General features: G+C 68.7%; 12 protein-coding genes. 7 read left to right on the top strand and 5 right to left on the bottom strand.

The annotated features are described in order from the left end of the window. Positions 1-18: 18 nt before the first annotated feature. The 3 genes from ACH4ZX_RS18730 to ACH4ZX_RS18720 are packed head-to-tail and all read right to left on the bottom strand — an operon-like array spanning position 19 to position 2,931. Entirely contained in the window at positions 19-1,326 is a 1,308-nt protein-coding gene (locus ACH4ZX_RS18730; protein ID WP_398273466.1) for a CpaF family protein, read from the bottom strand. Then, positions 1,323-2,171 carry a hypothetical protein gene (locus ACH4ZX_RS18725; protein WP_398273463.1) on the bottom strand — a complete coding sequence of 283 codons (849 nt, stop codon included), beginning with the start codon at positions 2,169-2,171 and terminating at the stop codon, positions 1,323-1,325. Before ACH4ZX_RS18725 ends, ACH4ZX_RS18730 begins: the two co-directional genes overlap by 4 nt. A gap of 19 nt (positions 2,172-2,190) precedes the next feature. Then, positions 2,191-2,931 (bottom strand): hypothetical protein, encoded by a 741-nt coding sequence (locus ACH4ZX_RS18720; protein ID WP_398273460.1) that lies wholly within the window; start codon positions 2,929-2,931, stop codon positions 2,191-2,193. Between the two features lie 640 nt (positions 2,932-3,571). On the opposite strand from ACH4ZX_RS18720, the gene ACH4ZX_RS18715 reads away from it, so the two are divergent. The 6 genes from ACH4ZX_RS18715 to ACH4ZX_RS18690 all read left to right on the top strand — a co-directional run bounded on the left by ACH4ZX_RS18715 (position 3,572) and on the right by ACH4ZX_RS18690 (position 8,613). Then, positions 3,572-4,222, top strand: a complete 651-nt coding sequence (locus ACH4ZX_RS18715) for a hypothetical protein (protein ID WP_398273457.1) — start codon at positions 3,572-3,574, stop codon at positions 4,220-4,222. Positions 4,223-4,251: 29 nt separating this feature from the next. Continuing rightward, positions 4,252-5,250 carry a hypothetical protein gene (locus ACH4ZX_RS18710; protein WP_398273659.1) on the top strand — a complete coding sequence of 333 codons (999 nt, stop codon included), beginning with the start codon at positions 4,252-4,254 and terminating at the stop codon, positions 5,248-5,250. A 63-nt stretch (positions 5,251-5,313) separates the two neighbouring features. Further along, positions 5,314-5,616: a hypothetical protein gene (locus ACH4ZX_RS18705; RefSeq protein WP_398273455.1), complete on the top strand. Its 303-nt coding sequence runs from the start codon at positions 5,314-5,316 to the stop codon at positions 5,614-5,616. A gap of 1 nt (position 5,617) precedes the next feature. Next, positions 5,618-6,835 carry an enoyl-CoA hydratase/isomerase family protein gene (locus tag ACH4ZX_RS18700; protein ID WP_398273453.1) on the top strand — a complete coding sequence of 406 codons (1,218 nt, stop codon included), beginning with the start codon at positions 5,618-5,620 and terminating at the stop codon, positions 6,833-6,835. A 109-nt stretch (positions 6,836-6,944) separates the two neighbouring features. Next, on the top strand, positions 6,945-7,862 hold the full coding sequence (locus ACH4ZX_RS18695; protein WP_398273450.1) for a hypothetical protein: 918 nt from the start codon (positions 6,945-6,947) through the stop codon (positions 7,860-7,862). A gap of 37 nt (positions 7,863-7,899) precedes the next feature. Further along, on the top strand, positions 7,900-8,613 hold the full coding sequence (locus ACH4ZX_RS18690; RefSeq protein ID WP_398273448.1) for a hypothetical protein: 714 nt from the start codon (positions 7,900-7,902) through the stop codon (positions 8,611-8,613). 190 nt (positions 8,614-8,803) lie between these two features. Here the strand turns inward: ACH4ZX_RS18690 and ACH4ZX_RS18685 are convergent, their stop codons facing one another. Both ACH4ZX_RS18685 and ACH4ZX_RS18680 read right to left on the bottom strand, forming a co-directional pair. Further along, entirely contained in the window at positions 8,804-9,451 is a 648-nt protein-coding gene (locus ACH4ZX_RS18685; protein WP_398273445.1) for a hypothetical protein, read from the bottom strand. Between the two features lie 141 nt (positions 9,452-9,592). Continuing rightward, positions 9,593-9,898, bottom strand: a complete 306-nt coding sequence (locus tag ACH4ZX_RS18680; RefSeq protein ID WP_398273442.1) for a WXG100 family type VII secretion target — start codon at positions 9,896-9,898, stop codon at positions 9,593-9,595. 269 nt (positions 9,899-10,167) lie between these two features. Between ACH4ZX_RS18680 and ACH4ZX_RS18675 the strand changes: the two genes are divergently transcribed. Continuing rightward, positions 10,168-14,766 carry an FtsK/SpoIIIE domain-containing protein gene (locus ACH4ZX_RS18675; protein ID WP_398273439.1) on the top strand — a complete coding sequence of 1,533 codons (4,599 nt, stop codon included), beginning with the start codon at positions 10,168-10,170 and terminating at the stop codon, positions 14,764-14,766. Positions 14,767-14,932: the final 166 nt, after the last annotated feature.

Raw genomic sequence — 14,932 nt, 5'->3', positions numbered from 1 at the left:
AGAGCCTCGTACGTCATGTCAACCCCACGTCCCGGTCGGCCGGTAGCCCTGCGCGATCAGGTCCTCCAGGCACGCTATGGGCGCGTGCGGGACGATCCGCCCGTCGGGGGCCTCGGCGAACACCTCGCTGGACAGCACACGGCCGTCGACGCCGTTGACCTCGCGGACGGAGGTGACCATGCGCTGCAGGCGGCCGCCCGTCTGGTAGTCGTTGCGCCGCTGGATGAACACGACGAAGTTGACCGCGCCCGCGATCAGCATCTGGCTGGCCTCGATGGGCAGCCGCTCGGACGCCTGCAGCGCGTAGGTCGAGATGCGGTTGAAGACCTCGCTGGAGCTGTTGGCGTGGATCGTGGACAGCGAGCCGTCGTTGCCCTGCGACATCGCGTTCAGCATGGTGACGATCTCGTCGCCGAGGACCTCGCCGACGATGACCCGGGACGGGTTCATGCGCAGCGACCTGCGCACCAGCTCGGCCATCGAAATGGCGCCCTGGCCTTCGGAGTTGGGCAGCCGTTCCTCGAACGCGACGACGTTGGGGTGCAGGTCGGGGAAGGTGTCGAGCCCCAGCTCCAGCGCCCGTTCCACGGTGATGAGCCGCTCGTGCGGCGGGATCTCGTTGGCGAGGGCGCGCAGCAGCGTGGTCTTCCCGGCGTTGGTGGCGCCCGCGATCATGATGTTCTTGCGGGCGCGGACCGCGCAGGCGAGGAAGTGCGCGACCTCGGGGGCCAGGGTGCCGTTGCCGACGAGGTCGGAGATGAAGACCTTGCCCATGCGGGCGCGGCGGATGGACAGCGCCGGGCGCCGGGCGACGTCCATGACCGCCGACAGGCGCGAGCCGTCGGGCAGCCGCAGGTCGAGCTGCGGGTTCGCGGAGTCGAAGGGCCGCGAGGACAGGCCCGAGTAGGCGCCCAACACCTGGATGAGCTCGATCAGCTCCTCGTCGGTGTCGGCGACCGGCTCGCCCCTGATCTCGCGGCCGTCCGCGAACCCGACGAAGACCTGGTCGCACCCGTTGATGTCGATGTTCTCGACCTCGGGGTTGTCGAGGAGGGGCTGCAGCCGGCCGACGCCGAAGAGGGCGGCGTGCACGGCGGCCGCGTACTGCTCCTCGGTCTCGGCGTCCAGCGGCGTGCGCCCGGCGTTGATCTCGGAGCGGGCGTACTCCTCCAGGATCTGGGCGATGACGGCGCGCGCGTACTGCCGTTCGTCCTCGGTGGACATCGGCGTGACGCCGTTCGCCTGGTCCAGGCGGCGCTGTTCGGCGATACGGTCGCCGGCCTCCTGCCGGAACCGCTTGACCAGCTGGTGGTCGACAGCGGTCATGCCCCGGCCCCCGCACGCCCGCCCACGGGGCCGTGCGCGGGTACGGACCAGGCGGCGCCGTACTGCTGGTAGAGGTCCGCGGTGACCTTGCGGGCGGAGCGGATGAGCAGCGACTTGTCGAGGCGGCCGCGTTTGCGTCCGGCCAACTGGTCCGCTCCGGCGGGGTCGTCGGCGATGGTGCCGACCACCCGGGCACCGGTCTGGGCGTGTACGAGCATGTCGTTGACCTGGCTCGCGAGTTTGCCGGCGTTGGCCGGGTCGGCGACGAGGACGACGCCGATCAGCGGGGTGCCGAGGCTGGCGGCGCCGCGCGGACCGCCGTGCAGCTTCGCGGACAGGGCGGCGGCGCGGTCGCGGACGCGGGCGATGGCCTCCGGCTCGGTGCGGGAGACCAGCAGTACGAGGGCGGCGTGCGGGAACAGTTCGACGGCCGGGGTGTCGCCGCTGATGCGTCCGCAGTCGGCGATGACGTCGGCGGGCGCGTTCGGGGAGTCGCCGAGGGAGGCGAAGGCGTGGCCGAGGGTGGGCCACAGCCCGGCCAGACCGGCGGCCTGCTCGGCGATGCCGAGCCCGACGAGCACCTCGAGGCCGCCGCTCAACGGCTGCACGTGGTCCCAGAGTTGGTCGGGGACGAGGCCGCGCCGGGCGGTCGCCGCTATGGACAGCATGCCGGTGTTGGGGTTGAGCGGGCCACCGTGCGCGGCGGCGCTGCGGTAGACGAGGTCGCCGCCGGCCGGGTCGGTCTCGGCGAGCAGGACACGGCGCGGCCAGACCGCCGCGAGGGCGACGGCCGCGGTGGTGACGCCGGGGGAACCCTTGTCGGCGGCCAGTGCGATGAGGGCCATGGTGTGCTGGAGCCGCCTTCTAGTTGCCGGAGACGAGCACGAGGGCGACTTCGCCGTCGGAGGCGGCCTGGGCCAGGGAGGCGGCCTTGTCGCTGTCGACGGTGAGCGTGACCGGCAGGTTCGTGCTGCTGACGAGGTCGCCGCTCTTCTGCGGCTGCACGTAGCTGACGCGGGCCTGCTCCACGATCACGGAGCCGCCGCCGGCGGAGGCCGAGGAGTTGCCGGTGCTGGTGTTGCTGTTGCTGTTGCTGTTGCTCGAGTTGGTGTCGGACCCGACCCGGTAGGCGGCGACGGTGTCCCCGGCCTCCAGCCCGCTCGGGTACTGGCCCGCCTTGAGGGACAGGCCGACGGTGGCCTTGCCCGCCTGGACGCCGGCGTCGTCGCCGAACATCTCCCCGACGGCGACGACGCCGGGCGGGATGGTGTTGACGGCCTTCAGCTTCTTCAGGGCGGCCAGCTGGGACCACTCGACGTAGTGGATGCCACTGTCCTGGGCGACCATCACGGAGGTCACGTTGTCGTTGGTGACCGAGCCGCCGGCCGGGATCTCCTTGGTCACCTTCACGACCTCGATCCGCTCACCGGCCTGCAGCACCAGCATCGTCGCACCGAGCGCGCCGACCAGGATCAACAGGACGGCCAGGGCGGCCAGGGCGGGTTTGCGCTCGCGAGGGGGTGTGGGGAGCCGCTCACCGACCGACGGCTGAGCCGGAGCGGCGGCACGGCCCGCGCCCGCACCCGTACGCTCTTGGATCTTCACGCAACCGCTCCCCGTACGTCCAAGACGTTGTCTGCCACGTCTGACAAATCCCCGGCACAATCGGACACTTCACCCCGCGTCCGCCCGCACACAGACGCGCCGGACGTGCCGGACGTGCGGGACGTACCGCCCGAGCTGGGCGAATAGCCATCGCTGGGGTGACTGTCAAGCCATGGCACCGTATCAGCCGCACATAAGCCCCTCAAGGCACGACGGACCCCATGCGTCGCAAACCACTTCGTCTCGTCTCATCTGCAACTGCATTCAGATCCGGGTCGGTTGTGCCAGGCGATTGACCGGGACATCAACTGTGCTCTGGCGAACCCGGGTTGTCGCCGCAAGGCCGCCACAAAAGGCGCCGCCAAACCACGGCACAGCAGCTCCGCGCCCCTGCCCAGCGACCTCCAACTCCCCCTCACGAGAAGGCCACGATGCCTGCACAGATAACTCACGCGGCGTACACGGCAAGGCGCCAGGGACTCCGCCGAACCGTGGGCGAGACTGTGCGGCGACGCCCGCTTCACCGCTTCGAGTGAACCCAACACCCGCCGCCGACAGACTTGTTCGCTGTGGCGAAACCCGGAACCCCACCGATAACGTCTGTGCCCTTGACGAACTTCAGTCTCACGGGGAGTCCACTGTGAAGCGCCGCACTCTAGCCGCTGCCGCCGCGCTCGCCGCGACCGCAGCCCTCCTGCTGACAGCCTGTGGGGACGGGGACGACAGCGCCAAGGCCAACGACAAGATCGCCGGAGCCGACACCGGCAGCGACTCGGCCAAGCCTTCACCCACCGAGGGGGACGCCGCCGACCGACCCAAGATCACTCTGCCGAGTGACCTCACCGACGCCTTCGACGGCTGGAAGACCGGCGATGCCACGAAGGACGCTGTTCTGGGGGATGTCGCGCAGAGGATCGACGCCACCAATTACGCCATCGCAAAGGGCGATGCCGACCTGCCGGCGCTCACCTTCTACTACAGCGGCGGTGCCCTGGCCGATGCGAAGGACTGGGTCCAGTCGATCGCGAAGGAGGGTTACTCCATCACCGGCGTCAATCGCTACTACAACGCCAAGGTCGACGTCTTCGACTCGGCGTCGGCGGGCGTCGTCTACTGCGAGGACCAGAGCAAGGCCTTCGCGAAGGTCCGCAAGACCGGCAAGGTCATCAAGACGGAAGTGAACAGCGACTCTTACGTCATCTACACAACCCGACTGGAGAAGAACAAGCAGGGCGTGTGGCAGACGACGAAGCTCACCTCGCAGAGGGGCCACAAGTCGTGCATGCCGTGACATCGCGCAGCCGCTTCGCCCTGACAGGTCTGCTCGCCGGGGCCATTGCTCTTGCCGTCCCCGGAACGGCATCCGCGACGTGGCCGCCGACCAAGGGCACTCAGGGCAACACCGAGCAGACCGGCAGTTCCAGTGCCGGCACCCTGATTTCCAAAGTGACATATTCCGGCTCCGTGCGATCCGGAGGCGGCACCACCGTCCAACCGGTCACGGACTGGACTCCTCCAGCGTGCTGGTACGAACCCCGTTCCGTCGACGAGTTCAAGACGTACGTCGAAACGATGTACGAGGAGACCCTCAACACACCCGGCCAGGCCAATTACGCCAAGGCTGCGGTCGGTCAGTTCCGGGACATCTACAAGGACGGCAAGTACAAGGACTACAACGAGGACAAGGCCGACGAGGGGAACTGGTGGGTCGCCGTCCAGAACCCCGACCGCCTGGACGACCCCGCCAGCATGGAGTGCAGTGAGCTCCCCTTCTGGGTGGCGAACAACGACACTCCCCCGGTGCCCCAAGCCGTCACTCCGAAGGTCCTCGCCGAGGCCGCGTACAACGCGATTCAGCTTCCTGTCACCAAGGTGACTCTCGCTCCCGAGAACATCACCAAGGTCAACCTCCCCACCTGGGCCTGGCTCGACAAGGCCAGATTCAAGGAGGTCTCCGTGACCGCGTCACTCGACGTCGCCGGTCTGAACATCCAGGCGACGACCACCGCGAAGCCGGTCTCCCTGAAACTCGAGCCAGGCACCAGTGACGCCGAGACCTACCCCGCATCCGGGACGTGCACGCTCGGCGCAGGCGGCTCGATCGGCGAGGCCTACGCAAAGGGCAAGGCCGACCGGAATCCACCGTGCGGCATCAAGTACCTTCGGTCGTCCGGCAACGGCACTTTCAAACTCCGGGCCACCATCACCTGGCAGATCAACTGGACCGGCACCGGCGGCGCGGGCGGCGACCTGCCCGACGGCACGTTCGGCAACGACCAGGCGGTCACCGTCCAGGAGATCCAGTCCGTCAACCGTTGACCGAACGCGGGAGGACCCAGCATCGCCCCGGTCCGCCCACCGATCGCAGAAACCGGACCACGTATGAGTGACCTGCACCTCGAAGACACGATCTTCCAGGATCTGAAGAAGACCTTCTCCTCCATCAGCGACCGTATGGAGACCACCCGTCGCGCCCTGCGCGGCGCGGACGCCTCCGCCGTCGGCGAGAGCAAACTCGTCGAGGACGTACAGGACTTCGCCGACGACTGGGCCTACGGCATCAAGCAGCTCGGCAAACACACGCACGGCGCCGTGAAGATGATCAACATGATCGGGGAGAGCTTCGGCAAGCTCGACCTGGACCTGGCCGAGTCCCTCAAGGCCCCGAAGAAGAAGGGGAAGTGACGTGGCTGGACAGCGGCCTGCCTTCCCGCACATCGGGTGGGATCCCACCCCGGGGAGCGTCGAGGACACCCGGGAACTCGCCAAGCGGTTGGGCAAGCTCGCCGGCGAACTGGGTACGGCACTCGGGGAACTGGAGCGGATCGAGTGCGGTGCCTGGAAGGGCAAGACCGCGATCGCCTTCACCGACTACATAGGGAAGGACGTCACCCCGCTCGTCCGCAAGAGCCACGACTCCTTCGACAAGGCCTCCCGAGCCCTGCACCGCTGGGCCGACGAACTCCAGGACTTTCAGGAGCGGGCGGACCGACTGGAGAAGAGCGCCGGCGAAAAGCTCGACGCCAAGGCCAAGGCCGAGGGGAAGGCCGGTGGCAAGGGCAGCGAGGAACTGGGCAAGGCCTCCAGCGCGGTGGACGGCGTCATCCAGAAGGTCCACGACCTGGAGGAGGAGTATCGCCAGGCCGCCCGGAAGATCAGCAAGGAACTCGACAAGGCCGCCGACATCGCGCCGGACGAGCCCGGGTTCTGGGACAAGCTGGGCAAGGGCATAGCGGACACCTGGGACGCCACCGGAGACTGGCTCAAGGAACACGCCGATCTGATCAAGGCGATCGGTGACGTCCTCAGCGATGTCACCGCGGTGCTGGGCATGCTGGCCATCGTCACGCTCCCGTTCCCGCCTCTCGCAGCGATCTTCGGTACGGCCGCGCTCATCGGCAGTGGACTGGCCCTGGCGGCTCACGGGTTGGCCAAGGCCAGCGGCGCCGATGTGAGCTGGATGCAGGTCGGCCTCGACGCGGTGGGGCTCTTGCCGGGCATCGGGATGTTCGGCAAGGGTGCCAAGGTGGTCGGCCGCGTCAAGGCCGTCGCTACCGCAGGAAGACTCGGCGAGGGTTTTCAAGCCTCAAGGATCGGTAGCGCGCGAATCTTTCTGTCGTTCGGGGGAGAATCGACGCACATCACAGGAGGGCTCGGCAAGGCGGGCCTAGTGAAGATCGGGGGTATGTCGAACGATGTCTACGAAGTTGCTCACGGCACCAGTGGCCTGATGTCGCGTATGGGCGGTCTCGCCGTCGCGGGCTATCACCCAGGCCAGTTGATCGGCACGAAGGGAATCAACGCGGTCGGTCTCAAAATCGATCCGTTCGGTATGGGCGGCAGAGCCCTGGACGCCGGCATCAAAATCGCGCCCAAGATCTACGGACATCTCACGGACGACTGATTCCTGGTCACGGATCAGCCTTTTTCCGTTCGCCGTGGGAAATTGCAACGGCAAGAGACAGACGTGAAGCGATGGCCCAGCGGCCGTCACGAAGGAGGTCCGCATTGCCATGAATATTTGGCAGCCCGATTCCCATGAGACGCTCATCGCGCGCGCTCCTCTTACTTTCGCCACCGGCACAGCCACGCGCGTCAAGGGAATGCGTTGGTTCCGGGACACCGAGCGCAACGACATCCAAGGTGAACTGCCCGGCTGGCCCAAGGGGCCGACGTACACCGCCCATTCCGTCGGCGGCACTGTGGGCCGGAACGTCATCAAGGGTGCCGCACTCGTCGCGGGCGCTGTCATCGTGGGGTTTCTCTCCTCACACGGAGGAAGCCTCAACGGCACCCCTTCCTCGAACGCCGGAACAAACATCTCGTACGACGAAGCTGACGAGGTCGACGACTTCCCCGTCATGTGGTCCGCGCCGGGGACCATCGCCCGCACCCTGCCTTGGCAGTTGGACCCCGGCCGGTCCTCAGCGAAGCGATACCGCACGCACGCCGTCATCACCGACCGACGGGTCCTGATCGTGGGCTTCCCCTACATCAGGGGTAATGACGCACTCATCGACGATGAGCTTCTGTGGGAGATCCCTAGATCCAGCATCGAAAGGGTTGAACTCCGTAACTTCAGAATCGGGAACGACGCGAAAATCGTCTTCACAGATGGCTCATGGTGCAGAGTTAGCAGCGTAAATCGGGAGAGGCTCACCCGATATTTGATCGAGCCTCTGGATTTCATTGCGCTGGACGCACTCACGCCGGCTCAGCGAAGCACTGCCGAATCCTTTGCGGCGGCCCAGGCACCGGACGCCCTGCCACCTCTCGTGAAACGTAACCCTTGCGGATGTTTCCGAATCGAAGTTTTTGCGCCCAGCACAACCCATGCGTTCTTCGGCCACTCGGGGCTTTATACGGTCATGGACGATAGCGGCAACGAAGTCGGGATCATGGATCACCACAAAGAAGACATGCTGACATGACTCCCACCCCGCCCGACCAGAACGGCGCACCCCTCACATGACCCCTTCCGCAGACCTCACCATCCCCCTACATGTCAGCCCAGCCGACGAGGACCTACCACCGATCTGGTTTCTCACCCCGGAGGGATTCTTCACCCTTCCTCTGGCCGCCACGCCCGAGGAACGAGCCGAAGGTGCCCGCGCCTTCGTGCGCGAGCTGTACTCCCGAGGCGACGAGAGCGTATGGGCGCCCGCCGCTCCCTACTACGCGGCCATCGCCGAACTCATGGGCGACACGGGGCTTTCCTATGCCGCGATGGGCCTGTTCTCGACAGCGGAGGACGACGGCCCAGAGGGCGAAGTGACCAGACACGAACCGTCGGAGGGCGTCGCCCAATGTGCTCTCACGGTGGCCATCACCCCCACGGACCAGGCAGTCCCCGACCCGGACGTCATCGCCCAGGGCACCCTCGCGGCTCTCTCCAGCGACCCTTACAACGACGCCATCCGGCTCGACCTGCCATGCGGCCCGGCGGTGTCCTGCATCACCCTGCGTGAGTACACCCTCAGTCCAGAGGTGACGGCCAGCGGCGAGGAGATGAAGCTGCTCACCGGGCAGATCCAGGTCCACGTCCCCTTTCCCACCGGTCCCTTCACCGCGATTTTCACCCTGCACACGGCATCGATGGAGCACTGGGCCGAGATCTACCGCCTCATGTCGACCGTGCTCCAGACGATCTCTTTCACGGACCCGGTCGAGGAACTGGAGTAACCGCTGGAACGACGCTGGTCGAGAGTCGGAGCGAGGCGGGCTCCGGTGTTCAGCACAGGACCGTCACGGCGACACCGACCATCGCCGTTGCGCGGGGCCAGAACCACCGCCGTGCCGTCCTTCGCCCTCTGCTGGAGGTCCTGGATGAACTCCTTCTTCAGGTGCGGCGAGTTGTCCACACCGCGGAAGGTCAGGTCCGCCGGCGCAATGTCCCGGTGGGGAGCGGATTGATCCGCATGGTCCGCACGGCCTCGTCGGCCAGTTCTGTGATCTCGGCGCTGAGTGCGATCTTCTCCCAGGTCACCGTGACGACGATGAGCGTCTGCAGATGCGGTGGGAAGACGGCGTACCGGATGAACTCCGTGACCTTCCGGCCGAGCCCGAGCATGCGCTTGACCTTCAGCAGTGACTGCACCCGCACCGCCGGTCCGGCGGCCAGTTCGAGACGGGTGATCTGCGGCTCCCCGATGGCTTCGGCGTTCCCCCATTCGAGCAGCAACGGGGTGACCTCCTCGGCACTCGGCCGGGGCACCCCCTCGTCGCTGTAGCCGTCGACCGAGAGATCGGCGAGTGCCTCCCCCGCCTCCGTGTTGTACGCCGCCGCCAGGGTCGGGAAGTCCTCGTTGAGGTCGACGGCCCTTCCGACCATGTCGTCGAAGACCGCGCTCTTCTCAATTTCCGGGCCGAGCGGGTTGAGCCGGTTCACCACCTCTGTGGCCAGCGCCTTCGCCTCGGCCTTGGTGCCGGCCTGAAGGGTCAGGTCGACCCAGCCGGGCTGGAACTCGAAGGTGCACTCGTAGTGTCCGGCCCGCAAGGTGCCCTCGTTCGGTGAGGTCACGTCTCTTTCCTTTGAGCAGGGCGTCGTCGTCCGCTCAGCCGAGGAGCGGGTCGCGGCTCGATGGCGTCGAGATCAAGCCGTCGGTACCGGTGCGGCGGGACGTGGCGGTCCCGCCGCGCCGGTACGGCCTGGAAGCGCCGGTCAGCCCTTGGCTGACCTGGCGAGCTGGTCGTCCAGCTGCTCGTAGGCTTCCTTGGCCTTCTTCAGGAAGTCCGACAGGCCGTGCAGGCCCTGGATGGTCTTCGTCGCGCCCTTGGTGAAGTCCTTCATCGAGTCGTCGTAGGCGCCGGAGGCCTTCTGGGTGGTGAAGCCGTTCTCCACCAGCTGGCTGACCCGCTTCTCGACCGACTTGATCTTGTCTTCCAGGTCGTGCATGTCCTTGATCAGGTCACCCGCGACCTTCTCCATCTCTGCATAAGTAAGGTCTGCGTCTTTGCCCTTGCCCATGACGGCTCTCCTCCCGTTCGTGCGGCCGCAGGGCCTGCCCCCGTGGCGCTGTCGTTCAACGCGGCTGGCGTGGACGCCCGTTGAGCGTCCGTGCGCGGTCGCGTCCGCATGAGCAAAGATCTTACGGGTGTGGCCCGTGGGGCCACAGCGCTCTCTTGCGAGGGAATCGTGAACCGGCGCGTATCCCGTTGCTATCGGCAAAGCCGTTGCGGATATGGTCACTTGCACGGTGAGTGGGCCCGGTGGGCCGAGCGTAGTGGGGGACTGACGTGCGTCTGAGTCTGACCGTCGTCGATCCGGTCGGCGGTGCCAGCGCCGACGTGGTGCTCGACGCCGATCCGGAGTCCACGGTCGGTGACATCGCCCGGGAACTGGCGCGTCACGTCGGCCTCGGCGACAGCGCGCAGGTCATTCCGATCGGGGCGTCCCGCACCCAGGCCGGTGGCCAGGCCGGCGGCGGCTCCGGTGCTCCTCTCGCCTACGTCGACGGGTACGCGCTCGACCTCGCCGCCACCGTCGTCGGGTCGCCGCTGCGCGACGGTGTCGTCGTCAGCCTGCACGACCCGGCGGGCTGCGTCCTCGGCGAGCCCACCGGCGTCGTGGAGTTCCGGGTGGTGGGCGGACCGGGGGCGGGTGCCGTGCACCGGCTGGGGGTCGGGAAGTACGACATCGGCAGCGGTGCCGCAGCGCAGTTGCGTATCGATGATCCCGAACTGCCGCGACGGGCGGCTACTTTGTCCATCGCCATCGACGGGACCTGCCAACTCCACTTGCACACGGGCAAAGAGGACGCCGTCCGGCTGGACGGGGAGGACTTCGAGGGCGGGGAGTGGCCTCTCCGGTCGCAGCTCGCGCTCGGGAACACCCTTCTGGAGCTGACCCCGTACGCCCCGCCGAACGCTGCCCTGAAGTGGTCCGACGACGGCGCGGCCCTCGACTACAACCGGCCCCCGCGGCTGCGCCCCGCCGAGCGCACCACGCACTTCATGCTGCCGAACCCGCCCGGCGACTACGAGGCCCGCCCGCTGCCGTGGCTGATGGCGCTGCTGCCGCTGGTCGGCGCCGTGGTCTCGGTGCTGATCTTCGGACGCTGGTACTACATGGTCATGGCGCTGATGAGCCCGATCATGCTCTTCGGCAACTACTTCATGGACAAGAAGCACGGCCGCAAGTCGCACGCCAAGCAGGTCAAGGAGTACAAGGAGCACAAGGCGCGGATCGAGAAGGACGCCCAGGACGCGCTGGTCACCGAGCGCGGCGACCGGCGGCAGGCCGTGCCCGACCCGGCCGCCGTGCTGACCTTCGGCACCGGGCCCCGTACCCGGCTGTGGGAGCGGCGGCGCACCGACGCCGACCATCTGCTGCTGCGCTTCGGCACCGGGCGGCTGCCCTCCGAGGTGGAGCTGGACGACCCGCAGCAGGACGAGCACAAGCGCAAGGTCCGCTGGTACATCGAGGACGCGCCCGTCGCGCTGCCGCTGCGCGAGCTCGGGGTCATCGGCGTCGCCGGCCCCGGCGACTCGGCGGCCGCGCTCGGGCGGTGGGCGGTCGCGCAGACCGCCGTGCTGCACAGCCCGATGGACGTGCAGTTCTACGTCCTCACCGACAACGACGCCCGCACCCGCTGGGACTGGGTGCGCTGGCTGCCGCACGCCCGCCCCGCCGCCGGGCAGGACGCCAACGTTTTGATCGGCACGGACTCCGAGACCGTCGGCGCGCGCGTCGGCGAGCTGACCCAGTTGCTCGACGCCCGGCAGAAGGCCCTCCAGCAGGGCGGGCGCAACAAGAACGACGGGCCCGCCTTCACGGACCCCGACATCGTCGTCGTGTGGGACGGCTCGCGGCGGCTGCGGTCGATGCCGGGCGTCGTACGGCTGCTGCGGGAGGGTCCGGCGGTCGCGATCTACGCGATCTGCCTGGACGAGGAGGAGCGGTTCCTGCCCGGCGAGTGCCAGGCGTTCGTGGTCGCCGAGCCCCGCCGGACCGACGGAAGGACCGACGGAAGCACCGACGCCGGTTCCCCCGTCGTCCCCGCCCAGCAGTCCGCCGGGGGATTCCCGTCGTTCCAGGCCTGGCATCAGGGCGCGCAGCATGCCGAGCAACAGAGCGAAGAGGAGCTGGAGTTCCGGCTGCGGGTGGAGCAGACGGGGGCGCTGCGCAAGAAGGACGTACGGCCGGACTTCGTGTCCGCCGCCTGGTGCGCCCGGCTGGCCCGCTCCCTCGCGCCGCTGCGCGACATCAGCGGGGAGACCGAGGACTCCGCGCTGCCGGCCGCCAGCCGCCTGCTGGACGTGCTGCAGCTGGAGCCGCCGACGCGTGACGCGATCGCCGCGCGCTGGCGGATGGGCGGGCAGTCGACGATGGCGGTCATCGGCGAGTCGTACGACGGGCCGTTCGGCATCGACCTGCGCCGGGACGGGCCGCACGGCCTGATCGCCGGTACGACCGGTTCCGGAAAGTCGGAGCTGCTGCAGACGATCGTGGCGGCGCTGGCGGTGGCGAACACGCCGGAGAACATGACCTTCGTCCTCGTCGACTACAAGGGCGGTTCGGCGTTCAAGGACTGCGTCAAACTGCCGCACACCGTCGGCATGGTGACCGACCTGGACGCGCATCTCGTGGAGCGCGCCCTCGAATCGCTGGGCGCGGAGCTGAAGCGGCGCGAGCACATCCTCGCCGCCGCCGACGCCAAGGACATCGAGGACTACCAGGACCTGGTGCGCAGGGACCCGAGCCATGCGCCGGTGCCGCGGCTGCTCATCGTCATCGACGAGTTCGCGTCCATGGTGCGCGACCTGCCGGACTTCGTCACGGGCCTGGTGAACATCGCCCAGCGGGGCCGTTCGCTGGGCATCCACCTGCTGCTGGCCACCCAGCGGCCGAGCGGTGTGGTGTCGCCGGAGATCCGCGCCAACACCAACCTGCGCATCGCGCTGCGCGTGACCGACACCGGCGAGTCCACCGACGTCATCGACGCGCCGGACGCCGGGCACATCTCCAAGAGCACGCCGGGCCGGGCGTACGTCCGGCTCGGCCACGCGTCCCTGATCCCGTTCCAGTCCGGCCGTGTGGGCGGCCGTCGCCCCGGCGCGGCCGACCCGGCGGTCCTCGCGCCGTGGGCGGGCGAGCTGACCTGGCAGGACCTGGGCCGGGCGGCGCTGCGCAAGCCGAAGACGGAAGCGCGCGAGGACGACGAGATCACCGATCTGAAGGTGCTGGTGGACGCCGTGCGGGAGGCCAACCGGGCGCTGGGCATCCCGGCGCAGCACTCCCCCTGGCTGCCCGCGCTGGACGAGACGCTGCTGCTCGACGACGTGCCGGCGGTGCGCGCCCAGGGTGCGTTGCCCGCCGCCCCGTTCGGCGTCGAGGACCTGCCTGCCGACCAGGCCCGCCGTCCGGTCGCGGTGGACTTCGCGACCTTCGGGCACCTCATCGTCGCGGGCGCCCCGCGTTCCGGCCGCTCGCAGGTGCTGCGCACCATCGCCGGTTCGCTGGCCCGCACCAACTCCTGTGCCGACGTCCACCTGTACGGCATCGACTGCGGCAACGGCGCGCTGAACGCGCTGACCCGGCTGCCGCACTGCGGCGCGGTCGTCGGCCGCAACCAGCTGGAGCGGGTCGAGCGGCTGATGAACCGGCTGAGCGGCGAGCTGAGCCGACGTCAGGATTTGCTGGCCGAGAAGGGGTTCGCCGATGTCGGGGAGCAGCGGGCCGCCGTCGCCGAGGAGGAGCGGCTGCCGCACATCGTGCTGCTGCTGGACCGCTGGGAGGGCTGGCTGCCCACGCTGGGCGAGCACAACCACGGTGACCTGACCGACCAGATCATGGCGATGATGCGGGAGGGCGCGAGCGTCGGTATCCACGTGGTCATCACCGGTGACCGGCAGCTGCTGGCGGGCCGCATCTCCTCCCTCACCGAGGACAAGTACGGTCTGCGGCTCGCCGACCGCGCCGACTTCTCGATGCTGGACATCAACTCCCGCAAGGTGCCCGAGGAGATCCCGCCGGGCCGCGCCTTCCGCAGCGAGTCCGCCACCGAGACGCAGTTCGCGCTGCTGTCCGAGGACACCACCGGCCAGGGCCAGAACGCCGCGCTGCTCGCCATCGGCGAGGCGGCCGCCGCCCGCGACGCCGAAGTGCCGCGCGCCCGGCGGCCGTTCCGGGTCGACGTGCTGCCCAGCCGGATCTCCTTCGAGGACGCGTGGGCGATGCGCGACCCGGCGACGACGTCGTCCCCGCTGTGGGCGCTGGCCGGCGTCGGCGGCGACGAACTCACCGCGTACGGGCCCGACCTGGCCGAGGGCGTCCCGGCGTTCGTGATCGGCGGTCCGGCGAAGTCCGGCCGCAGCACGATGCTGCTCGCCTTCGCCCGTTCCTTCCTCGCCAAGGGCGTCCGCCTCGTCGTGGCGGCGCCGCGGCCCTCACCGCTGCGTGAACTGGACGGGCAGGAGGGCGTGTTGCGGGTCTTCACCGGCCGGGACGTCGACGAGGACGAGCTGGAGGAGGTCATCGGGTCGGCCAAGCCCGAGGAGCCGGTCGTCGTCCTGGTCGACGACGCGGAGGTGCTGGACGACTGCGACGCCGAGGATGTCCTCAAGCGCATCATCGAGCGCGGCGCCGAGGAGGGGCTGGCCGTGGTGATCGCCGGTGACGAGGACGAGATCTGCGACGGGTTCTCCGGCTGGCAGGTGGATGCGAAGAAGGCCCGCCGCGGCATCCTGATCCTGCTCTCCCCGCAGGAGTCCGGCTCCGGCGAGCTGATCGGCATCCGCACCACCCGCAGCATGGTCGGCGGCCCCATCACCCCCGGCAAGGGCATGCTGCACCTGGGCAGCGGGGAGCACCTGACCGTGACGACGCCGCTGTGACCGTGCGGCGGGGATGAGTACGGGGCCGGCCGGGCCAGGCCAGGCCGAGGCGCGGGAGAGCGGCGCCGACCGGGTTGCGGTACGAGCACCGGCCGGGCCGCCCGCGGCAGGAGAAGCCGAGGTAAGGCGGGTTCAGCTGCGGTTTCGCCGTACCGGTCCTGCTCGC

Source organism: Streptomyces sp. NPDC020490, from assembly GCF_044335305.1.
Lineage (GTDB): Bacteria > Actinomycetota > Actinomycetes > Streptomycetales > Streptomycetaceae > Streptomyces.
Note: the sequence above shows the minus strand (reverse complement) of the source record. Positions and strands in the feature narration are given on the sequence as shown.